Annotated in this window: 23 protein-coding genes; 8 read left to right on the top strand and 15 right to left on the bottom strand. The window is 72.2% G+C overall.

The window, feature by feature from the left end:
- Positions 1–190: 190 nt before the first annotated feature.
- From IF06_RS0105810 to purN, 3 genes are all read right to left on the bottom strand, one after another.
- On the bottom strand, positions 191–640 hold the full coding sequence (locus IF06_RS0105810) for a hypothetical protein (protein ID WP_030269429.1): 450 nt from the start codon (positions 638–640) through the stop codon (positions 191–193).
- 147 nt (positions 641–787) lie between these two features.
- Positions 788–2,362 carry a bifunctional phosphoribosylaminoimidazolecarboxamide formyltransferase/IMP cyclohydrolase gene (gene purH / locus IF06_RS0105805; RefSeq protein ID WP_013288507.1) on the bottom strand — a complete coding sequence of 525 codons (1,575 nt, stop codon included), beginning with the start codon at positions 2,360–2,362 and terminating at the stop codon, positions 788–790.
- Positions 2,359–2,979 carry a phosphoribosylglycinamide formyltransferase gene (purN, locus tag IF06_RS0105800; RefSeq protein WP_013288508.1) on the bottom strand — a complete coding sequence of 207 codons (621 nt, stop codon included), beginning with the start codon at positions 2,977–2,979 and terminating at the stop codon, positions 2,359–2,361. The genes purH and purN overlap by 4 nt, the downstream gene beginning before the upstream one ends.
- A 178-nt stretch (positions 2,980–3,157) precedes the next feature.
- Here purN and IF06_RS0105795 point away from each other — a divergent pair, with 178 nt between their 5' ends.
- The gene (locus tag IF06_RS0105795; protein WP_013288509.1) at positions 3,158–3,454 is read left to right on the top strand and encodes a CD225/dispanin family protein; all 297 of its coding nucleotides are present in this window, start codon (positions 3,158–3,160) and stop codon (positions 3,452–3,454) included.
- Between the two features lie 34 nt (positions 3,455–3,488).
- Complete coding sequence (locus tag IF06_RS0105790; RefSeq protein WP_013288510.1) at positions 3,489–4,043, top strand: DUF4190 domain-containing protein; 555 nt, start codon at positions 3,489–3,491, stop codon at positions 4,041–4,043.
- A 70-nt stretch (positions 4,044–4,113) separates the two neighbouring features.
- On the opposite strand, the gene IF06_RS0105785 is transcribed toward IF06_RS0105790, so the two are convergent.
- Positions 4,114–5,430 (bottom strand): DUF6350 family protein, encoded by a 1,317-nt coding sequence (locus tag IF06_RS0105785; protein WP_030269427.1) that lies wholly within the window; start codon positions 5,428–5,430, stop codon positions 4,114–4,116.
- A 158-nt stretch (positions 5,431–5,588) separates the two neighbouring features.
- Between IF06_RS0105785 and IF06_RS0105780 the strand changes: the two genes are divergently transcribed.
- Positions 5,589–5,858, top strand: a complete 270-nt coding sequence (locus tag IF06_RS0105780) for a hypothetical protein (protein WP_013288512.1) — start codon at positions 5,589–5,591, stop codon at positions 5,856–5,858.
- A 56-nt stretch (positions 5,859–5,914) separates the two neighbouring features.
- Here the strand turns inward: IF06_RS0105780 and sucD are convergent, their stop codons facing one another.
- The 3 genes from sucD to IF06_RS0105765 form a co-directional block, all read right to left on the bottom strand.
- Positions 5,915–6,802: a succinate--CoA ligase subunit alpha gene (gene sucD, locus IF06_RS0105775; protein WP_013288513.1), complete on the bottom strand. Its 888-nt coding sequence runs from the start codon at positions 6,800–6,802 to the stop codon at positions 5,915–5,917.
- A 2-nt stretch (positions 6,803–6,804) separates the two neighbouring features.
- A complete protein-coding gene (gene sucC / locus IF06_RS0105770) occupies positions 6,805–7,983 on the bottom strand; it encodes an ADP-forming succinate--CoA ligase subunit beta (protein WP_013288514.1) in 1,179 nt (392 codons plus the stop codon).
- A 453-nt stretch (positions 7,984–8,436) separates the two neighbouring features.
- Positions 8,437–8,841, bottom strand: coding sequence for a cobalamin B12-binding domain-containing protein (locus tag IF06_RS0105765; RefSeq protein WP_013288515.1), 405 nt, complete (start codon positions 8,839–8,841; stop codon positions 8,437–8,439).
- 402 nt (positions 8,842–9,243) lie between these two features.
- On the opposite strand from IF06_RS0105765, the gene IF06_RS0105760 reads away from it, so the two are divergent.
- Both IF06_RS0105760 and IF06_RS0105755 read left to right on the top strand, forming a co-directional pair.
- Positions 9,244–9,954, top strand: coding sequence for a M23 family metallopeptidase (locus tag IF06_RS0105760; RefSeq protein ID WP_013288516.1), 711 nt, complete (start codon positions 9,244–9,246; stop codon positions 9,952–9,954).
- Positions 9,955–10,204: 250 nt separating this feature from the next.
- Positions 10,205–10,978, top strand: a complete 774-nt coding sequence (locus tag IF06_RS0105755) for a M23 family metallopeptidase (RefSeq protein ID WP_013473628.1) — start codon at positions 10,205–10,207, stop codon at positions 10,976–10,978.
- 70 nt (positions 10,979–11,048) lie between these two features.
- Here IF06_RS0105755 and pcrA read toward each other — a convergent pair whose 3' ends face one another.
- Positions 11,049–13,460 carry a DNA helicase PcrA gene (gene pcrA / locus IF06_RS0105750; RefSeq protein ID WP_030269425.1) on the bottom strand — a complete coding sequence of 804 codons (2,412 nt, stop codon included), beginning with the start codon at positions 13,458–13,460 and terminating at the stop codon, positions 11,049–11,051.
- 288 nt (positions 13,461–13,748) lie between these two features.
- Between pcrA and IF06_RS0105745 the strand changes: the two genes are divergently transcribed.
- Positions 13,749–14,102 carry a chorismate mutase gene (locus tag IF06_RS0105745; protein ID WP_030269423.1) on the top strand — a complete coding sequence of 118 codons (354 nt, stop codon included), beginning with the start codon at positions 13,749–13,751 and terminating at the stop codon, positions 14,100–14,102.
- Positions 14,103–14,187: 85 nt separating this feature from the next.
- Here IF06_RS0105745 and IF06_RS0105740 read toward each other — a convergent pair whose 3' ends face one another.
- The 7 genes from IF06_RS0105740 to IF06_RS0105710 form a co-directional block, all read right to left on the bottom strand.
- Complete coding sequence (locus tag IF06_RS0105740) at positions 14,188–15,204, bottom strand: ABC transporter ATP-binding protein (RefSeq protein WP_013288520.1); 1,017 nt, start codon at positions 15,202–15,204, stop codon at positions 14,188–14,190.
- Positions 15,197–16,225, bottom strand: coding sequence for an ABC transporter ATP-binding protein (locus IF06_RS0105735; RefSeq protein WP_013288521.1), 1,029 nt, complete (start codon positions 16,223–16,225; stop codon positions 15,197–15,199). Before IF06_RS0105735 ends, IF06_RS0105740 begins: the two co-directional genes overlap by 8 nt.
- 25 nt (positions 16,226–16,250) lie before the next feature.
- Positions 16,251–17,234: an ABC transporter permease gene (locus IF06_RS0105730; RefSeq protein WP_013288522.1), complete on the bottom strand. Its 984-nt coding sequence runs from the start codon at positions 17,232–17,234 to the stop codon at positions 16,251–16,253.
- Between the two features lie 75 nt (positions 17,235–17,309).
- Positions 17,310–18,236 carry an ABC transporter permease gene (locus IF06_RS0105725; protein ID WP_013288523.1) on the bottom strand — a complete coding sequence of 309 codons (927 nt, stop codon included), beginning with the start codon at positions 18,234–18,236 and terminating at the stop codon, positions 17,310–17,312.
- Positions 18,237–18,383: 147 nt separating this feature from the next.
- Positions 18,384–20,027, bottom strand: coding sequence for a peptide ABC transporter substrate-binding protein (locus IF06_RS0105720; protein ID WP_013288524.1), 1,644 nt, complete (start codon positions 20,025–20,027; stop codon positions 18,384–18,386).
- Between the two features lie 586 nt (positions 20,028–20,613).
- Positions 20,614–21,291 (bottom strand): response regulator, encoded by a 678-nt coding sequence (locus IF06_RS0105715; protein ID WP_013473634.1) that lies wholly within the window; start codon positions 21,289–21,291, stop codon positions 20,614–20,616.
- Position 21,292: 1 nt separating this feature from the next.
- The gene (locus tag IF06_RS0105710) at positions 21,293–22,570 is read right to left on the bottom strand and encodes an ATP-binding protein (protein WP_030269421.1); all 1,278 of its coding nucleotides are present in this window, start codon (positions 22,568–22,570) and stop codon (positions 21,293–21,295) included.
- 149 nt (positions 22,571–22,719) lie between these two features.
- Here IF06_RS0105710 and IF06_RS0105705 point away from each other — a divergent pair, with 149 nt between their 5' ends.
- Both IF06_RS0105705 and IF06_RS0105700 read left to right on the top strand, forming a co-directional pair.
- Positions 22,720–24,570 (top strand): PspC domain-containing protein, encoded by a 1,851-nt coding sequence (locus tag IF06_RS0105705; protein ID WP_030269419.1) that lies wholly within the window; start codon positions 22,720–22,722, stop codon positions 24,568–24,570.
- Positions 24,567–25,004, top strand: coding sequence for a hypothetical protein (locus tag IF06_RS0105700; RefSeq protein ID WP_030269417.1), 438 nt, complete (start codon positions 24,567–24,569; stop codon positions 25,002–25,004). The genes IF06_RS0105705 and IF06_RS0105700 overlap by 4 nt, the downstream gene beginning before the upstream one ends.
- Positions 25,005–25,136 lie beyond the last annotated feature (132 nt).

The raw sequence follows: 25,136 nt of genomic DNA, 5'->3' as shown, positions 1-25,136 counted from the left end.
GGGGCGGGGCCTCCGATGCGGGCACGCGTGCGGAAGGCGGACCCGGGACGAACCCGAGGCGGCCCGGCGGCGTGAGGCGCGCCGCCGTACCGGTGGACGGCAGCTCGCGGCGGAGACCGCCGGGTCGACGCGGCGGTGTCCGGTGCGGCGCGAGCGCGCGTCCCGGTGCGGGCTGCGGGTTCGGTGCGGCTCAGGCGGCCGGCGGGGCGCGCGCGGCGAGCGGGCCGCGCGGCGGCAGCGGCACGACAGGCGGCCGGGGCGCGGGCACGACCGGCTCCGGCACCGCCGGACCGGCCATGCGCGGGAGCGCGGCCGGGGCCAGGTCGTCCGGTCCGTCGGCGTAGCCGAGACCGCCGCCGTGGTCGTGCCACGGCCCGGCGGCAAGCTCCGACCAGGAGGTTCGGGGGTACGCGGCACGCAGCGCGGCCGGGCTCGTTCCGCTCGCCGAGGCGGCGGCCGGCTCGGCGGCGAGCGCTTCGACGGGTGGTGCGACGTCGGGAGCGGGCCGCGCGGCGGCGAGCGCTTCGACGATCGGGGCGACGGCCGGTGCGGTGACGGCGGGTGCGGCTGCCGCTCCCAGTCCGGCCAGGACGAACGCCAGCGTGACGACGACGGCGGTCAACCGGTCGCGAACGCGCATGGCACACCTGCCGGGCTCACAGACAGCGGAGACGCTCGATCGTCGCCGCGCACACGCTAGCAACCGCCTCCCGCGGCGGGCAACGGCACGACGTCCGGGTGCGTCAGTCGTCGGACGGACGACCGACGCACCCGGAGGCCGGACTCGTCAGTGGAAGAAGTGCCGGGTGCCGGTGAGGTACATGGTCACGCCGGCCGCCTTGCAGGCCGCGATGGTCTCCTCGTCCCGGATCGATCCGCCCGGCTGGACGATCGCCCGCACCCCGGCGTCGATGAGGATCTGCGGACCGTCGGCGAACGGGAAGAACGCGTCCGAGGCGCAGACCGATCCGCGGGCCCGCTCGTCACCGGCCCGGCTGACCGCCAGCCGTGCCGAGTCCACCCGGTTGACCTGGCCCATGCCGACACCGACGGTGGCGCCGTCGCGGGCCAGCAGGATCGCGTTGCTCTTGACCGCGCGGACCGCCCGCCAGGCGAACGCCAGGTCGCGCAGCGTCGCCTCGTCGGCCGGGTCGCCGGTCGCGAGCGTCCAGCCGGACGGGTCGTCGCCGGGCGCGTCGACGGCGTCCCGCGTCTGCACCAGCACGCCACCGCTGACCTGCCGCCACTCCGCGGGCCGCACGGCGAACTCGGGCGCCCGCAGCAGGCGGAGGTTCTTCTTGGCCCGCAGCAGCTCCAGCGCGTCCGCGTCGAAGCCGGGCGCCACGAGCACCTCGGTGAAGATCTCCGCGACCTGGCCGGCCATCGCCGCGTCGACCGGCCGGTTCACCGCGATCACGCCGCCGAACGCGGAGACCGGGTCGCAGGCGTGCGCCTTTCGGTGCGCCTCGGCCACGTCCGCACCGACGGCGATGCCGCACGGGTTGGCGTGCTTGATGATCGCCACCGCCGGCTGGTCCGCGAAGTCGTTGGCGGCCCGCCAGGCGGCGTCCGCGTCGACGTAGTTGTTGTAGGACATCTCCTTGCCGTGCAGCTGCTCGGCCTGGGCCAGCCCGGCCGGCGCGCCCGGGTCGGTGTAGAGCGCCGCCGCCTGGTGCGGGTTCTCGCCGTACCGCAGCACCGCCTGACGGCGCAGTGCCAGCCCGGCGAACTCCGGCCAGCCGTCCTCGGCCGGCGACACGGTGGTGGCGAACCAGTCGGCCACCGCGACGTCGTAGTCGGCGATGTCGGCGAACGCGCGGGCCGCCAGCGCCCGGCGCCGGGCCGGCGTGAAGCCGCCCTCGGCGAGCGCGGCCACCACCGCCGGGTACGCGGCCGGGTCGGTCACCACCGCCACCGAGGCGTGGTTCTTCGCCGCGGCCCGCACCATCGCCGGACCGCCGATGTCGATCTGCTCGACGCACTCGTCGGTGTCGGCGCCGGAGGCGACGGTGGCCTGGAACGGGTACAGGTTGGAGACCAGCAGGTCGATGCCGGCGATGCCGTGCTCGTCGAGCTGCGCGGCGTGCGCGTCCTTGCGCAGGTCGGCGAGGAGGCCGCCGTGGATCTTCGGGTGCAGCGTCTTGACCCGCCCGTCGAGGATCTCCGGGAAGCCGGTGACCTGCTCGACCGGCGTCACCGGCACCCCGGCGCCGGAGATCGTCGACGCGGTGCTCCCGGTCGACACGATCTCCACGCCGGCCTCGTGCAGGGCGCGGGCCAGCTCGGCCAGGCCGGTCTTGTCGTAGACGCTGACCAGCGCGCGCCGGATCGGGCGGCGGCCGGCGTCCTCAGTGGCGTTCACGGGATGGTGACCTTTCTGCCGGTGATCGTCCAACCTTCACGGACCAGGCGGCCGACCTGCTCGACGAGCTGGCGCCGCTCGGCGGACTTGATGCGCTCGGTGAGCGTGTCCTCGTCGTCGTCGTCCTGCACCGGCACCGCGACCTGGGCCACGATCGGGCCGGTGTCCATGCCGGCGTCGACGAAGAACAGGGTGGCCCCGGTGACCTTGACGCCGTACGCCAGCGCGTCGCGGGGGCCGTGGATGCCGGGGAACGCCGGCAGCAGCGTGTTGTGCGTGTTGAGGTAGCGGTCGCCGAACGCGGCCAGGAACTCCGGACCGACCAGCTTGAGGAACCCGGCGCTGATGACCAGGTCGGGCCGGTGCTCGGCGACCCGCGCGGCGAGCGCCTTGTCCCAGTCGGCGCGGGTGGGGTGGTCCTTGACGCGCTCGACGAAGGACGGCACACCGGCTGCGGCGGCGCGGTCCAGGCCGGCGATCCCGTCCCGGTCGGCACCGACGGCGACCACCCGGGCGCCGTACCCGGGGTCGGCGGTGGCGTCCAGCAGCGCCTGGAGGTTGCTGCCGGAACCGGAGACGAGGACGACGAGGCGGGCGACGGACGCGGGCTCGGTCACCGGGCAACCCTATCGGGCAGGTCAGGCGGCCCGGCCGCGGGGCGGCGGCTCATCGGGTGACCTCCCCGGTGGCGTGATCGCGGTACGCTGCCGGTCGCCCGGTGTCCGGCCCCGTGCCCGGCCCGCACCCCCAGTGAACCCGGCACGCCGCGTGCCACCGGACCGAGGAGTACTTCGAATGCAGCCCGGATACCCCCCGCAGCAGCCGCAGCAGATCGACAACAACATGACGATGTCCATCGTCGCGATCTTCCTGTTCTGGCCGCTCGCGATCCCGGCCATCATCAACGCGTCGAAGGTCAACCCGCTGATCCAGCAGGGTGACTACGCGGGCGCCCAAGCCGCCGCCGCCGAGTCCAAGAAGTGGTCCAAGTGGGCCCTCATCGTCGGCCTGATCTGGATCGGCATCATCGTGGTGGGATGTTGCCTCCTCGGCGGCCTTGCTGGTCTCGCCGGCAACAGCGGCAGCAACTGACCGACAACCCGAACCGATCTGAGGAGCACCAGACATGCAGCCCGGTTACCCCGGACAGGACCCGTACGGCCAGCAGCCGAACCAGGACCCGAACGCGCAGCCGCACGACCCGTACGCGCAGCCGCCGCAGGCCCCGCAGTACGGCCAGCAGCCCCCGTACGGGCAGCAGCCGCAGTACGGCCAGCAGCCGACCTCGGGCCAGCCGTACGGCCAGCCCACGTCGGGTCAGCCCGCCTACGGCCAGGACCCGTACGCGCAGCAGCAGCCGTACGGCGCCGCGCCGCAGTACCCGGCCGCCGGCTACCCCAGCGGCCCGGGGCAGGGTCAGAACAACACCATGGGCCTGGCCGGCATGATCGTCGGCATCGCGTCGATCGTGCTCGGCCTGTGCTGCCCGCTGCTGGGCGTCCCGGCCGGCATCGTCGCCGTCGTCCTCGGCGTGCTGGGCCAGAAGAAGGTCCAGGCCGGTGAGGCCAGCAACGCCGGCCAGGCCCGGGCCGCCCTGATCTGCGGTGCCGTCGGCGTGGTCGTCGGCATCGTCAGCGCCATCGCGGGCGCGGCGATCAACATGAACAACTTCGGCGCCTGACCGGCGTCCGACGAGGGGCGTCCACCATCCGGTGGGCGCCCCTCTCGCGTTCCCGAGCCGCGCCGCGAGGTCAGCGGGGAGCCGGGGTGGCGCGGGGCGGAGGGGTCGGGCGGGTCAGCGTGCGGGTGGCGGCGGCGCCGAGCGCCGCGCCCACCCCGATCACGAGCGTGGCCACCGCGGCCACCGCCCACGGTGACGGCCCGACCTCGGCCAGCCGGCCACCGCCGAGCGACCCGCCGGAGGCCGCCGCGAACAGCCCCAGCAGCGCGCCCGCGACCGGTCCGGCGAGCGCGGCCGGCAGCAGCAGCGCCGGCCAGCCCGCCTCGGTGCGTTCCTCGGCCGCCACGCGCAGCAGCCGCCGGGCCAGCAGCCAGCCGGCCGCCATGGCGGCCAGCACCGGCACGGCCAGCAGCGCGCCACCGAGCCCGTCCATCGGGCCGCGCGGCAGGCCCGCCAGCAGCGGTACGGCCGGCAGCGCGCCCACGGAGACCTCACTCGTGCGGACGGCGGTGTCGGTGCCGACCGCGAACCCGGGGCCGAGCAGGTAGCTCGCCGACCAGGCGGTCGCGTTCGGCGCGTAGGCGAGGCTGACCAGTGTGATGCCCGCCTGACCGGCCACCCCGGTCCGGTACGCCCCGATCATGTCGGCCGCGTCGCCGCCACCGGTGGCCACCGCCAGCCCGGCCGCACCGGCACCCGCGCCGCACAGCAGCAGCGCCGCCACCAGTCCGGTACGCAGACCGTCGCGCACCGGCGGTGGGCAGCGCTCGGCCAGCAGCGCCCAGACACCTGTGGTGCGCAGCGCGCCGACCAGGGCGGCGGGTACGCCGAACGCGGCGAACGTGAGCGCGGCGGTGACCGGGGAGACCCGCAGGCCGCCCGCGTCGACAGCGAACGCGGCGAGCGCGCCGAGCAGCGCGTACCCGATGCCGACGGCGACCGCGACGGTGAGCGCCTGGCGGGGTGACCCGGCCCCGCGCGCGCCGACGGCCCGGCTGACGTGCACCCCGGCGCGGGTGAGCCGCCAGACGACGAGCGCGCTCAGCGCGAGCGGCGCCAGGCCGAGCGGCCCGGCGGTGGTCTGCAACGGCACCCCGTGCCCGAGCAGCCAGCCGGCCAGGCCGGCGCGCAACGCGCCGCCGAACGATCCGGCGTCCTCGCTGAGCTGGGCGAGGCCCAGCACGGCGGACACCGGCAGCCAGGAGGTCAGCGCCGCCCAGAGCGCGGCCACCCCGGCGGCGACCGGCAGCGGGGCCCGGCTGCGGGGCTCCTCACCCGATCGGGGTGCGGGCACCCGCGCGGCCGGGCGGGCACGGCCGGGCGGCCGGGCGCCGGCGGGGGGACCGGTGGCCGGACGGCGGGGCTGGTCAGGGGTGACGCGTGACATCGTGTCTACTCTGGCACGCCGCGGGAAGGACGGCAGTCCGATACCGGGTCGGCAGCGTGGCGAGTTCGCCGAACCCCGGTCCCGCGGTGGTGATCCGGTCTAGCCTCGGCCTCAGACGCGACCGTTCCCGTCGCGGCGCCGACCGCTCGGAGGAAGCCGTGCACGCTCCGTATCCGCCGCCCCCGCCGCCACCGGCCGTCGGCCGGGACCGGACCACGCTCTGGGGCGTCCTCGGCATCGTCTTCGGCCTGCTCTGCTGCGGGATCCTGGGCATCGTCTTCGGCGCGCTGTCGATCCGCGACGCCCGGCGCAACGGCCGGTCGCAGTTGCTCGGCTGGCTGGCCATCGCGTTCGGCGTGATCAACATCGTCGCCAGCGCCATCGTGCGCGCCCGGGGCAACTCGTACTACCCGTACTGGTATCGCTGAACGCGAGGGGGCCGACCGGTTCCCCGGTCGACCCCCTCGACACGTCGCTCGACCGCTCAGCGGCCGGACATGATCTCCCGCATCAGGTTGGCGGTCTCGGTCGGGGTCTTGCCGACCTTGACGCCCACCGCCTCCAGCGCCGCCTTCTTGGCGTCGGCGGTGCCCGCCGAGCCCGAGATGATCGCGCCGGCGTGGCCCATGGTCTTGCCGGGCGGGGCGGTGAAGCCGGCGATGTAGCCGACCACCGGCTTGGTGACGTTGGCCTTGATGAACTCGGCCGCCCGCTCCTCGGCGTCGCCACCGATCTCACCGATCATGACGATCGCGTCGGTCTCCGGGTCCGCCTCGAAGGCGGCCAGGGCGTCGATGTGGGTGGTGCCGATGATCGGGTCACCGCCGATGCCGACGCAGGTGGAGAAGCCGATGTCGCGCAGCTCGTACATCATCTGGTAGGTCAGCGTGCCGCTCTTGCTGACCAGGCCGATCCGGCCGGAGCCGGTGATGTCGGCCGGGATGATGCCGGCGTTCGACGCGCCCGGCGAGGCGATGCCCGGGCAGTTCGGGCCGATGATCCGGGTGCGCTCGCCCTGGGCCCGGTTGTACGCCCAGAACGCGGCGGTGTCGTGCACCGGCACGCCCTCGGTGATCACCACGGCCAGGTCGATACCGGCGTCGATCGCCTCGACCACGGCGGCCTTGGTGAACTGCGGCGGCACGAAGATGACGGTGACGTCCGCGCCGGTCTCCTTCATCGCGTCCGCGACGGAGGCGAAGACGGGCAGCTCGGTGCCGTCGAAGTCGACGGTCGTGCCGGCCTTGCGCGGGTTCACGCCGCCGACCACGTTGGTGCCGGCGGCGAGCATCCGCCGGGTGTGCTTGGAGCCCTCGGAACCGGTCATCCCCTGCACGATGACCTTGGAGTCCTTGGTCAGCCAGATAGCCATTGTCAGACCCCCGCAGCTGCCAGCTCGGCGGCCCGCTCGGCCGCGCCGTCCATGGTGTCGACCCGCTGGATCAGCGGGTTGGCCGCGCCGTCGAGGATCGCCCGGCCGGCCTCGGCGTTGTTGCCGTCGAGGCGCACGACGAGCGGCTTGGTGGCCTTCTCGCCGCGCTGCTCCAGCAGCGCCAGCGCCTGCACGATGCCGTTGGCGACCGCGTCACAGGCGGTGATGCCGCCGAAGACGTTGACGAAGACGCTCTTGACCGACGGGTCGGACAGGACGATCTCCAGGCCGTTCGCCATCACCTCGGCGCTCGCGCCGCCGCCGATGTCGAGGAAGTTGGCCGGCTTGACGCCGCCGTGCCGCTCGCCCGCGTACGCGACCACGTCGAGCGTGGACATGACCAGGCCCGCGCCGTTACCGATGATGCCGACCTCGCCGTCGAGCTTGACGTAGTTGAGGTCCTTGGCCTTCGCGGCCTGCTCCAGCGGGTCCACCGACGCCTGGTCGACCAGGGCCTCGTGGTCCGGGTGCCGGAACCCGGCGTTCTCGTCCAGGGTGACCTTGGCGTCCAGGAGCAGCAGCTTGCCGTCCTTGGTCGTGGCCAGCGGGTTCACCTCGACGAGCGTGGCGTCCTCGGCCACGAACGCCTGCCACAGCTTGACCGCGACCTCGACCACCTGGTCGGCGATCTCGGCCGGGAAGCCGGCCGCGGTGACGATCTCGCGCGCCTTGGCCTCGTCCACGCCGGTGTTGGCGTCGATCGGCGCCTTCACGACCCGCTCCGGGGTCTCGGCCGCGACCTGCTCGATGTCCATACCGCCGGCCACGCTGGCGATGCAGAGGAAGGTGCGGTTCGCCCGGTCGAGCAGGTACGAGAAGTAGTACTCCTCGGCCACGTCCGCGGTCACGGTGATCATGACCTTGTGGACGGTGTGACCCTTGATGTCCATGCCGAGGATGTCGGTGGCCCGGGCCACCGTCTCCTCCGCGCCCTCGGCCAGCTTCACGCCGCCGGCCTTGCCGCGGCCACCGACCTTCACCTGCGCCTTGACGACCACCCGGCCGCCGAGGCGTTCGGCGATCGCGCGGGCCTCCTCCGGGGTAGTGGCGACGCCGCCGGCGAGCACGGGCAAGCCGTGCCGCTCGAACAGGTCCCGCCCCTGGTACTCGTACAGGTCCACGATTGCGCGTCCCGTCCCGTCTCCGCGGCGCGCCGTCGCGCCGCCACCAGCTTCGGAAAATCAGTTTGACGCCTGTCATCAGATGAGACAGGCCATTTGCCGCAGCCTAACGAGATGGGAACGGGCGGCAACCGAGCGGGTGCGGGGTGTGCGGTAATGCACAGACCGGGCTCGGCCGGGCCGATCACTGCGGCCCCGGCGCACGGGGGCGTCAGCCGTCCGGGGGATCTCCGGGCCCGGGCGTAACCGCCCGTCGGGGGCGTCGTTGAGTGTGATGTCGGCGCGCTGGTCAAGCGCGGCGACGGGAGCGGCCGATGCCCTGTCGGTCGAGGGGTGGCGGCGGGGCATCGTGCATAGAGGGGCCGGGCGTGTGAGGGGTGCGTCCGGCCCCTCCCCCGTGCCCGGAGCCGGAAACGCGGGGGCCGGGCACGCAGGAGCCGGGAACCGGGCGGGTCAGCCGACCGGCTGGGCGACGTTCTCCCGCACCCACTCGACGATCGACCCGGTGGTCGCACCCGGGGTGAAGATCTTCGCGACGCCGAGCCGCTCCAGCTCCGGGATGTCGGCCTCGGGGATGATGCCGCCGCCGAACACCACGATGTCGGTGGCGTCGCGCTCGGTGAGCAGTTCGACGACGCGCTTGAACAGCGTCATGTGCGCGCCCGAGAGCACCGACAGGCCGACCGCGTCCGCGTCCTCCTGGATGGCGGTCTCGACGATCTGCTCGGGCGTCTGGTGCAGGCCGGTGTAGATGACCTCCATGCCCGCGTCACGCAGGGCGCGGGCGACCACCTTCGCCCCCCGGTCGTGGCCGTCCAGGCCGGGCTTCGCGACGACGACCCGGATACGAGAGCTCATCTGCGCACACCTTTCACCGGCACTCCTGACCTGAACGAACGGTAACCCGGCCGGACCGGAGGCGGGAAGCCGGGCCGGACCTTCCCACATACGAGCCGCCCCACTACCGCCCACCCGGGTACGCGGAAAGCCGGACACCTCCGCCGTTCGGTCACTGTCCGCGACGAATGGGCAGTCGACATACCATCCGACCGGCGGCACGAGCTATGACAAGGTCGGATGGAATTGGACATAACGAATCAGCATTTCGGCGCTTCGGCTTGTGACAGGAGTGGCGGTTGGCTAACGTGTCCACGGTTGTCATCAGGTCCACGGACGGGTGACGACGCGACACCGGAGGTTCGACCGAGCTTCACCGAACGGTCCGGAGTCGCATCGGATCCCCGACAACGGAGGGTGTGCGTGCGCCAGCGCCTGTCGTCTGAGCCCGATCGCTATCGCGGCCGCCGCCGCGTACCCACCCCCCCGCGGAGCCGCTACGCCGCGGTGGTCACCACCGCCTTCGTCGGCGCCGGCATCGTCGCCATCGGCGCGAACGCCCTCCCCGACGCCAAGAGCGTCAGCCCGTCGGTCCTCGACGAGCTCCGGCAGGCCTCGGTCGCCAGCCAGGACGCCGCCGCCCGCGCCGACAGCGCGGAGCGCCCGTCCCGTGCCGACCGCTCCGACAGCAAGGCCGCCGAGCAGGACCCGTGGCTCCTGCCGCTGCACGGCTACGACTTCAAGTCCCCCTACGGCATGCGGTGGGGCAAGCTGCACACCGGCATCGACCTGGTCGCCCCGGAGGGCACGCCCTACAAGGCGGTCCACGCCGGCACCGTCACCAAGGCCGGCTGGTTCGGCGGCTACGGCTACGCCGTCATCGTCCAGCACTCCGACGGCAGCGAGGCCATCTACGGCCACTCCTCCGCGGTGACGGTCAAGGAGGGCCAGGAGGTGAAGGCCGGCGACCAGCTCGGCCTGGTCGGCAACACCGGCCACTCCTACGGCTCCCACCTGCACCTGGAGATCCATGTCAAGGGCCAGCCGCAGGACCCGGTGGCGTTCCTCAAGGATCGCGGAGTGGACATTCAGCTCGAAGTCGAGGCAGTTTACAGCGACGTAGCCGCGTCCTGACGCTCCGTACCGCCCCGTCACCGCCCGGACCGCACGGTCCGGGCGGTTTCGTCTGTGCCGATGTCTGCCACGTCACACCGGCCGGTGTGAGCGGGAGCACATCGCCGAATGATCGTCTCTTCGACCGAACCGGCCGACCGGTCCGAAACCGGACGCGCGGTGGCGGCGCGGGCCACCGCCTCCGCACCCCCGATACCCGCTGCGACCTGCACCGACACCAGTATTTCGAGGTCACGTGCCCCTCGAACCGATGAAGGATCCCGTGCAGCACAGCAGCCCCACCCCGGACAACGCTCCCGCCCGGCACCGGCGCCCGCGCCGCGCCCGGCGCACCGTTTACGTGGTCACCGGCGCGGTGGCCCTGCTCGGCCTCGGCATCGGCGGCGTGGTCGTCACCACCGCCCCGTCCGACCCGACGCCGGCCGCCGTCGACCTCGGCGTAGCGGCCCGCGCCGACGACGCCGACCGCGCCGACCGTTCGGCCCGCGAGCCGGTCACCCCGTCCGCCGTACCGGCCAGCCCGTCGCCGAGCCCGAGCGCGAGCGCGACCAGCCCGGCACCGAAGAAGACGGCGACGGCGAAACCCAAGCCGAAGCCGAAGAAGACGACAGTGGCGAAGAAGCCCACCTGGGTCATCCCGATGAAGGGCGCCGACATCACGTCGTGCTACGGGCCCCGCTGGGGCACCCAGCACGCCGGCATCGACTTCGCCATGCCGGCCGGCACGCCGATCCACGCCGCCGCAGCGGGCACCGTGGTCAAGGCCGGTGACGTCGGCGACGGCTACGGCATCTCGGTCTTCATCGACCACCACAACGGCTACCTGACCCACTACGCCCACCAGAGCCGGCTCGCCGTCGGCGTCGGCGACACGGTCAAGGCCGGTCAGGTCATCGGGTACGAGGGCTCCACCGGCGACTCCACCGGCCCGCACCTGCACTTCGAGGTGCACCAGGGCGCGATGTGGAACCAGATCGACCCGGCACCGTTCCTGCGTGCCCGGGGCATCGGCGTGGCCTGCTGACGCAGTGGTCCACCGGCGTGGCCGGGCCGGTCTCCAGCCCGGCCGCGCCTGCGGTCCGTCCGCCTGACGCTCAGAGCTTGTCGATCGGGGCGTGCCGCAGCACCAGCCACATGGTCTGGTCGCCGAAGTCGATCTGGGCCCGGGCACCCGGCCCGGCCCCCTCCACCGCCAGCACCCGGCCCAGGCCGTACCGCTGGTGGTTGACCCGGTCGCCCACCGCGACCTTCGGAGCCTGCTTCAGCTCGCTCGCGGTGGCCAGCCGGCTGGCGTCCACGCCCAGCCGCTTCGCCAGCTCGGTCGCCTTGGGCGTGCCGCCGGCGAAGCCGCCGCGGCCCAGCCGGTCCGCCCGGCCGCCGACGCCCCCGCCTCCGCCGCCCCACGAGGTGTACGACCCCTCGGTGCGCTCCCAGCGGACCAGCTCGGGCGGCAGCTCCTCCAGGAACCGCGACGGCGGGTTGTAGGCGGGCGCGCCCCAGGCCGACCGGGTCACCGCGCGGGACAGGTAGAGACGCTGGCGGGCCCGGGTGATGCCCACGTACGCCAGCCGCCGCTCCTCCTCCAGCTCGCGGGTGTCGCCGAGCGAGCGCAGGTGCGGGAAGACGCCGTCCTCCAGGCCGGTCAGGAAGACCACCGGGAACTCCAGGCCCTTGGCGGTGTGCAGCGTCATCAGCGTGACCACCCCTTGGTGGTCCGGGTCGTCGGAGGGGATCTGGTCGGCGTCGGCGACGAGCGCCACCTGCTCCAGGAAACCGGCGAGCGTGGCTCGCTCGTCGTCGGCGCCGAGCGCCTCGATCCGCTCGGTGTACTCCCGGGCGACGCTCACCAGTTCCTGGAGGTTGTCCACCCGGCCGGCGTCCTGTGGGTCGAGGCTCTCCTCCAGCTCGGCCAGGTAGCCGGAGCGGGTCAGCACCGCCTCCAGCACCTCCTCCGGGGTGCCGGTGCCGGCCAGCTCCCGCGCCGCGTCGAGCAACGCGACGAACTCGGCGATGCCGTTCGCCGCCCGGGTGGAGATGCCCGGCGCGTCCTTGGCCCGGCGCAACGCGGCGCCGAAGGAGATGCGGTCCCGGGCACTCAGCGCCTCCACGCACGCCTCGGCCCGCTCGCCGATGCCCCGGCGCGGGGTGTTGAGGACCCGGCGCAGGCTGACCGTGTCGTCGTCGTTGACCACGGCGCGCAGGTACGCGAGCGCGTCGCGGACCTCCTTGCGCTCGTAGAAGCGCACCCCGCCGACCACCTTGTAGGGCAGGCCGACCCGGATGAACACCTCCTCGAACACACGGGACATGGCGTTCGTGCGGTAGAACACCGCCACGTCGCCCGGGCGGGTCTCGCCGTCGTCGACCAGCCGGTCGATCTCCCGGGCCACCCAGTCGGCCTCGGCGTGCTCGGTGTCGGCGACGTACCCGACGATCTGCTCGCCGGACCCGGCGTCGCTCCACAGCCGCTTCGGCTTGCGGGAGGTGTTGCGGTCGATCACCGCGTTGGCGGCGTTGAGGATGGTCTGGGTCGAGCGGTAGTTCTGCTCCAGCAGGATCGTGCGGGCGTCGGTGAAGTCCCGCTCGAACTCCAGGATGTTGCGGATGGTCGCGCCGCGGAACGCGTAGATCGACTGGTCGGCGTCACCGACCACGCACAGCTCCGCCGGCGGGATCCCCTCGGTACCGGAGACCAGTTCCTTGATCAGCACGTACTGGGCGTGGTTGGTGTCCTGGTACTCGTCCACCAGCACGTGCCGGAACCGGCGCCGGTAGCTCTCCGCCACGTGCGGGTGCGACTGGAACAGGTGCACAGTCGTCATGATCAGGTCGTCGAAGTCCAGCGCGTGCGCCTCGCGCAGCCGCCGCTGGTAGAGCGTGTACGCCTCGGCCAGTGCCCGCTCGTTCGGCCCCTTGGCCCGGCCGGCGAACTCCTCCGGGTCGACCAGCTCGTTCTTCAGGTTCGACACCTGGGCGGCCAGGCCCCGGGCCGGGTAGCGCTTCGGGTCCAGATCCAGCTCGCGGGCGACCATCTGCATCAACCGGCGCGAGTCGTCCGCGTCGTAGATCGAGAACGTCGACTTCAGGCCGGCGTGCTCGTGCTCGGCCCGCAGGATGCGTACGCAGGCGGAGTGGAACGTCGAGACCCACATGAGCCGGGCGCGCGGGCCGACCAGCGCGGCCACCCGCTCCTTCATCTCACCGGCGGCCTTGTTGGTGAACGTGATCGCGATGATCTCGCCGGGGTGCACGTCGCGGGCGGCGAGCAGGTAGGCGATCCGGTTGGTCAGCACCCGGGTCTTGCCGGACCCGGCGCCGGCCACGATCAGCAGCGGGGAGCCGGCGTGGGTCACCGCGTCCCGTTGGGGGCCGTTCAGGCCGTCGAGGAGGGCGGCCGGGTCCGACCCGGCGCCCCCGGGACGGCGCGGCGGGGTCGGCCGGGACTCCGGCGCGGGCGGGGACTCCGGCGCGGGCGGGGATGTGGGAATGTCGAAGAGAGGATGCATCGCAGCCCGAGTCTATGCCGCCGGGCGGACACTTCCCCGCCCGCGCCGCCGCCCGGCGCACGCCGTCACGTCTCACCTGTTGGTGCGTCTTCTTGCGCGCCCGCCCGGGTGGTCGGCATACTCGACGACGTGTTCGATCAGCGCTTCTACTTTTACTACGGCACCGGGAGTCCGGCAGCCGTGGGTCGCGCCTGATCACAGACCTACGAAACGCCCCGGGCTCCCCGAGCCCGGGGCTTTTCCGTCCCGGGATCCGGGTACCGGGCCCGAGCCCCGAGAGGGACGACGATGATGACTGACGTGGTGGAGTCCAGCGGCAGCCTGGCGCGGCACGACCGGACGGCCGGCGGCGACCCGACCGGCGCCGCGGCGGCCCGGACCGGCACCGACGACGCGGCGGCGGCGGAACGGATCGGCGAGATCCGGCGGCGGATCGACGAGATCGACCGCACCCTCATCGCGCTCTGGCAGGAGCGGGCAGCGCTCTCCCAGGAGGTCGGCGCGACCCGGATGGCGTCCGGCGGCACCCGGCTGGTGCTCTCCCGCGAGCGGGAGATCCTGGAGCGGTTCCGGTCCGAACTCGGCGCCGACGGCACCCAGCTCGCGCTCCTGCTGCTGCGCGCCGGCCGCGGCCCGCTGTGACGGCCACGGAGGCGCTGTGACGGCCACGGAGACGACGAACCGCCTGCCGGCGTCGAGCTGACGCCGGCAGGCGGTCCGGAACGGATCAGGCCACCTCGTGGGTGACGACGATCTCCCGCTTCTCCGCGAAGTGGCAGGCGCTCGGGTGGTCCGAGCCCGGCCGGATCTGGAGCAGCGGCACCTCCTGGGCGCAGACGTCCTGCGCCTTCCAGCACCGGGTGCGGAACCGGCAGCCCGAGGGCGGGCTGACCGGCGAGGGCACGTCGCCCTGGAGCCGGATGATCGCCTTGCTCTCCCGCACGGTCGGGTCCGGCACCGGCACCGCCGACAGCAGTGCCTGGGTGTACGGGTGGGTCGGCCGCTCGTAGATCTCGTCCTCGGTGCCGATCTCCACCATCTTGCCCAGGTACATCACCGCGACCCGGTCGGAGAGGTGCCGCACCACGGACAGGTCGTGGGCGATGAAGACGTACGACAGCCCGAACTCGGCCTGGAGCTTCTCCAGCAGGTTCATCACCTGAGCCTGGATCGAGACGTCCAGGGCCGACACCGGCTCGTCGCAGACGATCACCTCGGGCCGCAGCGCCAGCGCCCGGGCGATGCCGATGCGCTGCCGCTGACCGCCGGAGAACTGGTGCGGGTACCGGTTGATGTGCTCCGGGTTGAGGCCGACCAGGTCGAGCAGCTCCTTGACCTTGTTGCGCCGGCTGCCGCGCGGGGCCACCTCGGGGTGGATCTCGAACGGCTCGCCGATCAGGTCACCCACCGTCATCCGGGGGTTCAGCGAGGTGTACGGGTCCTGCATCACCAGCTGGATCTGCCGGCGCAGCCGCCGCAGCGCGCCACCGGAGAGCTTGGAGATGTCCTGGCCCTTGTAGAGCACCTGGCCGCCGGTCGGCTTCTCCAGGTTCATCAGCACCCGGGCCAGCGTCGACTTGCCGCAGCCGGACTCGCCGACCACGCCGAGCGTCTCGCCGGCCTTGAGGTCGAAGGAGACGCCGTCGACCGCCTTGACCTGACCGATGGTCTTCTTGAACACCACGCCCCGGGTCACGGGGTAGTGCTTGACCAGGTCACGGACCTCGATGATGTTCTCAGTCACGGTTCACCAGTTCCTCGGCGAAGTGGCAGGCGCTGGCCCGGCCGTTGCCCAGTTGCAGCAGCGGCGGGACCTTCTCCCGGCACATCGGCTGCGCCATCGGGCAGCGCGGGTTGAACGCGCAGCCCGTCGGGATGTTCATCAGGTTCGGCGGGAGGCCCTTGATGGTCCGGAGCTCCTGCCCCTTCTCGTCCATCCGCGGGATCGAGTTGAGCAGGCCGAGCGTGTACGGGTGTGCCGGCTTGCGGTACAGGTCGTAGACGTCGGCTTCCTCGACGATCCGGCCGGCGTACATGACCGCGATCCGGTCCGCGACGTCGGCGACCACGCCGAGGTCGTGGGTGATCAGGATCATGCCCATCTGCCGTTCCCGCTGGAGCTCGCCGAGCAGGTCCATGATCTGGGCCTGCACGGTCACGTCGAGCGCGGTGGTCGGCTCGTCGGCGATCAGCACCTCGGGGTCCAGCGCCAGCGACATGGCGATCATGGCGCGCTGCCGCATACCGCCGGAGAACTGGTGCGGGTAGTTGCTGAACCGGCCCTTGGCGTTGGGGATCTTCACCTGGTCGAGCATCTCGATCGCGCGCTTCTTGGCGTCCGAGCGGCTCATGCCGCGGCGGATGCGGAACTGCTCGGCGATCTGGAAGCCGACTGTGAAAACCGGGTTGAGGGCCGAGAGCGAGTCCTGGAAGATCATGGCGATGCCCTCGCCCCGGATCCGCCGCCGCTGCTCGGGGGACATGGTGAGCATGTCCTTGCCGTGGAAGCGGACCTTGCCGCCGGTGACGAAGCCGGGCGGGGTGTCCAGGATGCCCATGATGGTCTGCGCGGTGACGCTCTTGCCGGAGCCGGACTCGCCGAGCACGGCGAGGGTCTCCCCCGCGTCGACGTGGTACGTGACTCCGTTGATGACCTTGGCGACGCCGTCCCGGGTGCGGAACTCCACCCGAAGGTCGTCGACCTCGAGCAGCCGACCCGAGGGGCGGCCGGATCCGTCGGCGCCCGGCGAGGACTGCTCGGACACGAGAATGTCGGACAACTCAGTTCCCCTATCGGAGCTTCGGGTCGAGGGCCTCGCGGACCGCCTCGCCGAGCATGACGAAGCTCAGCACGGCGGCGACGAGGAACGCGGAGGGGAAGAACAGCAGGTAGGGCGAGACCCGGATGTAGTTCTGCGCCTCGCTGATCATGATGCCCCAGGAGACGACCGGGCTCTTCAGGCCGATGCCCAGGAACGAGAGCGTGGCCTCCGCGCCGATGAACGAGCCGACCATGATCGTGCCGTAGACCAGCAGCGGGGCCAGGCAGTTCGGCAGCAGGTGCTTGAGGATGATCCGGCCGGTGCCGGCGCCGAGCGCGCGGGCCGCGACGATGTAGTCGGCCTCCTTGGTGGCGAGCACCGAGGAGCGCATCAGCCGCATCACGACCGGCCAGCTCAGCACGCTCAGGGACATGATGACCAGGCCCATGATCGTCCACTCGCCGTTGTCGGAGCCGGACCCGTTGAACGTGGTCAGGATGACGATCGAGCCGAGCACGAACGGCAGGCCGAAGAAGATGTCCGCGATGCGGGAGAGCAGCGCGTCCACCCAGCCGCCGCGGTAGCCGGCGATGATGCCCATCGTGCCGCCGACCAGCAGCGTCAGGAAGGTGGAGACCACAGCCACCACGATCGAGGCGCGGGCGCCGTAGATGACCCGGGCGTAGACGTCGCGGCCCTGCACGTCGTAGCCGAACCAGGCGGCCGACGACGGCTCGACCCGGCTGCGGTCCAGCGAGCCGTTCACCGCGTCGCCGGAGGTGAACAGCCACGGGAAGGCCGCCATCACGAGGAAGACCAGGATGATCGTCGCCGAGATCCAGAACAGCGGCTTGCGGCGCAGGTCGATCCAGGCGTCACCGAGCAGGCCACGCGGCTTGTTCTGCTTCGCGCTCTCCGGCAGGCCCGCGTTGGTGGGCGCGCCCGACCCCGCCTCGGTGGGCATGGTCGCGGGCGGCGTCGACACGATCGACGCGGTATTCGGGTCACTCATGCCCGTACCTCGCTGCGCTCGGCACGGGCGTGGTTGCCCGCGCAGACTGCTGGGACGTTTCGTACGCTGCGGCGGTCACTCATAGCGGATCCTCGGGTCGAGGGCGGCGTAGAGCAGGTCCACCACCAGGTTCATGATGAGATAGACGAGCACCAGCACCACAACGATGCCGACAACGGTAGCGCTCTCCTTGGTGACGATCGAGCGGAGCACCTGCCGGCCGATGCCGTTGATGCCGAAGATGCCCTCCGTCACGATCGCGCCACCCATCAGCGCGCCGAGGTCGGTGCCGAGCAGGGTGACCACCGGGATGAGCGAGTTGCGCAGCAGGTGCACGCCGACCACGCGGCGCATCGGGAGACCCTTGGCGATCGCGGTGCGGACGTAGTCGGCACGCCGGTTCTCGGCGATGCTCGTACGCGCCACCCGGGCGATGTACGCCATCGATGCGCTTCCGAGCACGAAGCCCGGCACGATCAGTTCGCTGAACCGCATCTCGTTGGACACGGTCGGGTTGATGATGCCCCACTTCACGCCGAGCAGCCACTGCAGCACGAAGCCGATGACGAAGACCGGGAGGGCGATCAGGAAGAGGGTGGAGACCAGGACCAGGTTGTCCAGGAAGCCGTTGCGCCGCAGGCCGGTCAGGATGCCGGCGCCGAGACCGATCACGGCCTCGATGGCGAGGGCGACCACCGCCAGCTTCAGGGTGTTCGGGTACGACGTGGCGATGATGTCGCTGATCTCGCGACCGCCGAACGTGATACCGAAGTCACCCTGCAGAAGGTTCTTCATGTAGCTGGCGTACTGCACCCAGATCGACTCGTCGAGGTTGTACTTCTCGGTCATCATGGCGCGGTAGTTCGGCGGGCAACCGCGGTCGCCGCACTTGCCGGCGAAGGGGTCACCGGGCACTGACCAGACGAGCCAGTAGATCAGGAACGTCGTACCGATGAACACCGGCACGAGTTGCAGCAGCCGTCTCAAGAGATAACGGCCCATGGGGTGGTCCTCCAGACAGGGAGCGCCGGGGCGGGCCGGCGCGGCGGCGACAACGTTTGCGAGGGGTTCGTTGTACACCCCCTCGCGGAACGGCCCCGGGCCGGGCTCACCGGTAGGCGAGCCCGACCCGGGGTCAGACCGTTCGGATCAGAGCTCGACCGAGGTGATGTCGAGCTCGCCGACGTTGGTCAGCTCCAGCTTCTTGATCTTCTCCGAGTGGCCGGACTGCTGGCCACCGAAGTAGATCGGCATCGACGGGACGTCCTGGTCGATGAGCTTGACGGCCTCAGCGAACTTCTTGTGGGCCTCCTCGATGCTGGGGGCCGCGGAGGCCTCCTTGGCGAGGGCGTCCACCTGCGGGTTGCTGTACTTGCCGTCGTTCGAGGAACCACCGGTGACGTAGAGCGGGTTGATCCAGTTCTCCACGTCCGGGTAGTCCTGCTGCCAGCCGGCCCGGTAGGCACCGGTCATCTTGTAGGCGTTGATGTTGGCGCGGAAGACCGCGAAGGTCGGCACGCCGACGGCAACAGCGTCGATGCCCAGGTTGGTCTTGATCTGCTGGGCGACGGCCTCCATCCACTCCTTGTGGCTGGCGTCCGCGTTGTACGACAGGGTCAGCTTGCCCTGGAAGCCACCGGCCTCCTGGAGGAGCTGCTTGGCCTGGGCCACGTCGAACTTGCAGGCGGTGCAGTTGCCCGGCTCGGCGCCCGGGGTCAGCGGGTTGGCCCAGCTGTCGGCCGGCTTACGGGTACCGAAGAAGATCTTGTCGGTGATCGACTGCCGGTCGATGGACAGCGAGATCGCCTTGCGCAGCTTCGGGTTCTGGAAGCGCTTGTCGTAGATCGGGAAGGCGATGATGCCCGTCGACGGGGTCGTCGAGGCCATGGCCCGCTCGGCCAGGTCGGTCTTCCACTTCTCACCGGCCAGCGCGGAGACCGGAACCTGCTGCTGGAAGTCCAGGTTGCCGGCGAGCAGGTCGTTGTACGCCGCCGTGTCGTCCTGGTAGATCTTGACGGTGACGTCCTTGACCTTCATCTTGTCGCGCAGGCTGTAGTCGTCGAAGCGGGTCAGCTTGATCTCGACGTCGTCCTGCCAGGAGACGAGCTTGACCGGGCCGTTACCGATCGGCTTCTTGCCGAAGTCAGCCGGGGTGGACGAGAAGAACGCGTCCGGCAGCGGCACGAAGGCGCTGTAGCCGAGCTTGGTCGGGAACACGGCGGTCGGCGCGGAGAGCGTGACCTCGAAGTTCCAGTCGTCGACGACCTTCAGGCCGGACATCTCCTTGGCCTTCGGCTCCGGGGCCTTCTGCGGGCCGTCCGGGCCGTCCGGGTCCTCGGTGTAGACCTCGTCGAAGCCCTGGATGTCGGAGAAGAAGGAGGCGTTCTGCGCGCCGTTCGGGCCGTACGCAGCCCAGTTCCAGGCCTTGACGAAGCTCTCGGCCTTGACGGTGGTGCCGTCGTGGAACTTGGTGTTCTGCTTGATCTTGACCTTGAAGACCTTCGAGTCGCTCGTGTCGATCGACTCGGCGAGCAGGTTCTGCGGCGCCCCACCGTTGTTGGGGTACTCGACCAGACCGCTCCACATCCAGTCGATGATCGCGCCGCCACCGGTCTCGGTGGTGTTCGCCGGAACCAGGGGGTTCTCCGGCTGGGTGCCGTCGATGACGATCGCGCCGTCCTTGCTGGCGCCGGCGTCGCCACCGTCGTTGTTCCCGCTGGAGCAGCCGGACGCGACGAGCGCGAATGCCGCGCCCACCGCGAGCGCGCCGCTCGCCCGCTTCGAGACTCTCATTCCGAGGGGCCTCCTCTTTCTAACCTGGTTCCGTCGTGAGTTTCACGCACGTCTTTGGGGGTGACACCACCGGCGACCCGAACCGCAGGACGCCGGTTTACCGCAGAGGAATTCGGGACACCCCAGGGGTACCGATCCGCCGGGCGCCACACCCTGGACGAGACACCGCGCAGGGTCGGCGACCACGCGGCGGCGCGAAAGACGGCGTCACGTGGTCGGCAGGCCCGACGAGATGCCTCACACCGGGGGGTGAGGTGCTGCCACTGTGACACCAACCGGCCCTTTCCGTGAAGGTGCCGTTATCAAGCCGTTAGTTGGTCGCCACGTTGCCGATACTTGAGAAAAGATCACAAAGCGCACGGACGATAGGGCCCTGAACAGGCAAGACGGGCACAGACAGGTCGACGGACGTCCCTGCGACACGGGAGGCTGTGACGTTCACCGCGCCGGCGTCGGCCCCCTTCGCGAGCACCCGGCTGCCGGGTTTTTTGTCCGTCCGGATGATGCCATGCCGACCGAGCGGGCACCACCGGCACCCCCGGGGTACGAGGTCGCCGAGGCCCCGCCCCCGGGCGGGCGTCGGTTCCTAGACCAGCCGGCGGTCGGCGGCCCACCGGGACAGCTCGTACCGGTTCGACATCTGGAGCTTGCGCAACACGTTGGAGACGTGCGTCTCGACCGTCTTGATCGAGATGTACAGCTCCTTGGCGATCTCCTTGTACGCGTACCCCCGGGCGAGCAGCCGCAGCACCTCGCGCTCGCGGTTGGTGAGCTGGTCCAGCTCGGGGTCGGCCACCGGCGCGTCCGGCCGGGAGGCGAACGCGTCGAGCACGAACCCGGCCAGCCGCGGGCTGAACACCGCGTCGCCGTCGGCCACCCGCCGGATCGCGTCGGTCAGCTCCTCCGGCGAGATCGTCTTCGTGACGTACCCCCGCGCGCCGGCGCGGATCAGGCCGATCACGTCCTCGGCGGCGTCGGAGACGCTCAGCGCCAGGAACCGCACCTGCGGGTGGGTACGCCGCATCGCCTCCAGCACCGCGCGGCCACCACCGTCGGGCATGTGCACGTCGAGCAGCACCACGTCCGGAGCGGTGGCGGCGATCCGGGTCACCGCCTCGGCCACCGAGCTGGCCTCACCGACCACCTCCACGCGCGTGCCCAGCTCGGCACGGACGCCGGCCCGGAACATCGCGTGGTCGTCGACGAGGAACACCCGCAGCGGCCCGCTCGGCGCCGTACCCTCGACCGGTTCCTGCTCGGACATGTCACTTGTCCCTTTCCGCCGTGGAGCCGGAGCCGCTGATCGGCAGGATCAGCCGGACCTCGGTCCCTTCCCCCGGCTCGGACCGGATCTCCGCCCGGCCGCCGTGCCGCTTCATCCGTCCGATGATCGAGCCCCGGACGCCGTGCCGGTGATTCTCCACCGTATCCGGGTCGAAGCCCTTGCCCCGGTCCCGGACGAACACGCTCACCTGCTCCGGCTCCACCTCGGCGTACAGCGACACGGTCTGCACACCGGCGTGGCGGGCCGCGTTGACCAGGGCCTCCCGGGCGGCGGCCACGATCGCGCCCACCCGCTCGTCGGTCTCCCGGTCGCCGACCACCACCACCTCGACGGTGATGGCGAACGTGTCCTCCACCTCGGCGGCGGCCTGCTCCAGGGCGGCCGCGAAGCGCTCGGTGGGCGAGGCGGCCGGCTTGTAGAGCCAGTTGCGCAGCGAGCGCTCCTGGCCCCGGGCCAGCCGCTGCACCGTCTTGACGTCGCTGGCGTTGCGCTGGATCAGGGCCAGCGTGTGCAGGACCTGGTCGTGCACCATCGCGGCCAGTTCGGCGCGCTCCTGCTCACGGATGCGGCCCTCCCGCTCGGAGCGGAGCTGGTTCCAGGTGCGCCAGAGCACCGGACCGGTGACCACACCCACGCCGGCCAGCCCGACCAGCGCGAAGATCACGCCGTTGAGCACCGCGTCGACGTTCTGCGCCGGCGAGTAGACGGCCGCCACGCCGATGATGCCCACCGCGACGAGCACGCCGCCGCCGATGAAGCGCAGCACGAACGCGCGCCTGTCGCTCTCCTCCACCACCGCGCCCAGCCAGGGCACCGCCGAGTCGCCCCACTGCCGGCGGCGCTCCGGGGCGGACTGGTGCCAGATGACGCCCGCGCCGACCGCGATGATCGCCACCAGCCAGCCGGCGGTGCCGGCCGCGCCCACCGAGTTGAACGCGACCACCTGGAGCAGCAGCACGCCGAGCCCGATCACCACGAACGGCAGCAGCTGGGCGAGGTCGCGGCGGGGCGGGACGGCGGTGTCGCCGGGGCGGGGCGGGACCACCGCCCAGAAGGCGGCGTAGAGCAACAGGCCGAGACCGCTCAGCCCGAGCAGCACCATGAACGCCACGCGTACCCGCAGCACCGGGATGCCCAGGTGCTCGGCGATGCCCGCGGCCACCCCGGCGGCCAGCCGGTGGTCGGTGGCCCGGTAGAGGCGCGGGGCGTGCGGGGCGGGGGTGCTGCTGATCGGAGGCTCCCAGGTCGAGGCGGACATGCCGGCGGCGCCGACGCCCCGATCGTCACACGGCCGCGACGCCCGGGACCACGGGGACGCCCCGGAGTTTCACCGGCGGAGGATCTCAGGGTGGGGTCAGGGTCGGGTCCGGAGGCTGCTCGGGCGGCCGGGGCAGCAGTATCGAAGGCATGAACGAGGACGCTGCCCGTCCGCCCCGCCCCTGGGCGGCAGCACAGGACGCCCCGCCGCCCCCGCCGGGAGCGGCACCCACCGACCAGGCGACCCCGCCGCCCGGCGGCGGCACGCCGTTCGGCGGTCCGCCACCCGGTGGGTACGCCCCACCGCCCGGTGCCGCCGGCTTCACCACCCGGTACGGCCTGGTACGCCCCCGTGAGGGCCGCTACCTGGCCGGGGTGTGCGCCGCCATCGGCCGGGCCACGAACACCGACCCGGTGCTGTGGCGAGTGCTGCTGGCCGTGCTCGGCTTCTTCGGCGGCATCGGGATCATCGTGTACGTCGCCGGCTGGCTGATCATCCCCGGCGAGGGCGACACCGCCTCGCCGGTGGAGGCCATGCTCGGCCGGGGCCGGTCCAGCATGTCCCCGATCACGGTGATCGTGCTCGGCATCGTGGTGGCGCTCGGCTTCGCCTACGTCGTCACCGACGGGTTCCGGGCGATCCTGCTCGGCGCGGTGATCCTGATCGGCGGCGCGCTCCTGCTCAACCGCGAGCAGCGCGGCCCGGCGCAGCGGCCGGCTCAGCCGGCGCCGCCGCACGGTCCCCCGCCGGGTCCGGTACCACCGGTGGCCTGGCCCGCGCCGCCGGCCCCGGCGCCGGGCACCTGGACCGCGGCTCCCCCCGCGGCACAGTGGACCGGCACACCCGCCGGACCGGCACACCCCGCGGCGGCGCCGTCCGGCGGCATGCCCGCCGAGCCCGGCTACCCGCCGGTGTCCGCGTCCGAGCCCGGCTACCCGCCGGTGTCCGCGTCCGAGCCGGGCTACCCGCCGGCGGCGCCGTCCGAGCCGGGGCACCCGGCCACGTCCGAGGCGGAGCGCGAGCCGGGCCACCCCGGGCCTACTACCGGCTACCCGACGCTGCCGGCGCCGGGCTGGCCCGCCGCGGCCGGCACCCGGCCGGGCCCGTCCGAGCCGACGACCGTCGCGATGCAGCACGTGACCGGCCCGGTCGCCGACACCGCCACCTGGCCCGCGTACGGCGCGAACCCGGCCTGGCCGGGCGCGCGGGACGCCGGGGCCCGGCTGGACGAGCCGGCCGCCGTGCCGCCGCCCGCGCCGGTGGGCGCACCGCTGCCGCCCGGCGGTTACCGGCCACCGTTCGCCCCGCACGGCCCGTACGCCGGATCGCCGCCCGTCCCGCCGCCCTTTCCGCCACCGGTCCGGCCGCCGCGACCGCCGAAGCGGCCCAAGGAGCGCTCGCCGCTCGGCGCGATCACGTTCTCGCTGATCTTCCTGGCGCTCGGCATGGTCGCAATGCTCGACCTGCTCGACGTCTTCCCGGTCGGCGCCGCCGGCTACTTCGCCGCGGTACTCGCGACCATCGGCCTCGGTCTGCTCGTCGGCACCTGGTTCGGCCGGGCCCGCTGGCTGATCGCCCTGGGCCTGGTGACAGCGGCGGCGCTCGGCATCGCCACCGTCGCCGAGTCCTACGACCGGGTACGCGGCATCGACGGCAACGTCACCTGGGCGCCGACCGACCTGCGCGACCTGGCCGACCGGTACGAGAACAACCTCGGTGACGCGACGCTCGACCTGCGCGGGATCGACTTCGACAAGCAGGACGTCCAGGTGACTGTCGACGTGAACCTCGGCAACGCGACAGTTGTCGTACCGCCGGACGTCGACGTGACCACTGTGGCCGACGTGAACGCCGGCGACGCCACTGTCTTCGGCCGGCGCAGCGGCGGGCTCGGCGGTCGTCAGTGGGAGACCACCGACCCGGGCGCCGACGGTCCCGGTGGCGGCAAGCTGCGCCTCTACGTCCACGTGAACGCCGGCAAGCTGGAGGTGACCCGGTGAAGGCACACCGTACCGACATCGTGTCGTTCGCTTTCGGACTCGTCTTCCTCGGCCTGTCCGTCTGGTGGCTGCTGGCCCGGATCCTCGGCCTCTCCGTACCCCCGGTCGGCTGGTTCCTGGCCGGCGGGCTGGTGCTGATCGGACTGCTCGGGCTGATCGGCGCGCTGCGCTCGGGCCGTCCCCCGGAGCAGCCCACCACGCAGCCCGCGCCGGACGTCACGGTCTCGGCGCCGTACGGCTCCCCGGTCGCGGGCCCGGAGACCGCCGGCAGCGCGGAGACGACCGCCGGCCCGGAGACGCCCGACAGCGCCGACGAGTGGGCCACCGAGGCCACGACCGACTCCGCGGAACCGGCCACCCGCGAACTGCCGCCGCTCGATCCACCGGCCGACGAGGCGGCTCCACAGCGCCGTACGCCGGGGGATCCGGCCTGACCGCGCCACTGCGGCGCCCTCCGGACGCGGCCTATGCTGGTCGGCGGAGATCTCGTCTCCGCCGGCCGGCCCGCGCACCCCGACCATGCCGGAGCCGCCGGCCGGGTCGCCGGAGCCGCCCCGTCCGTTCGC

Origin of the sequence: Micromonospora globosa, assembly GCF_000717585.1 — a bacterium.
Taxonomy (GTDB): Bacteria; Actinomycetota; Actinomycetes; order Mycobacteriales; family Micromonosporaceae; genus Micromonospora; species Micromonospora aurantiaca.
Note: the sequence above shows the minus strand (reverse complement) of the source record. Positions and strands in the feature narration are given on the sequence as shown.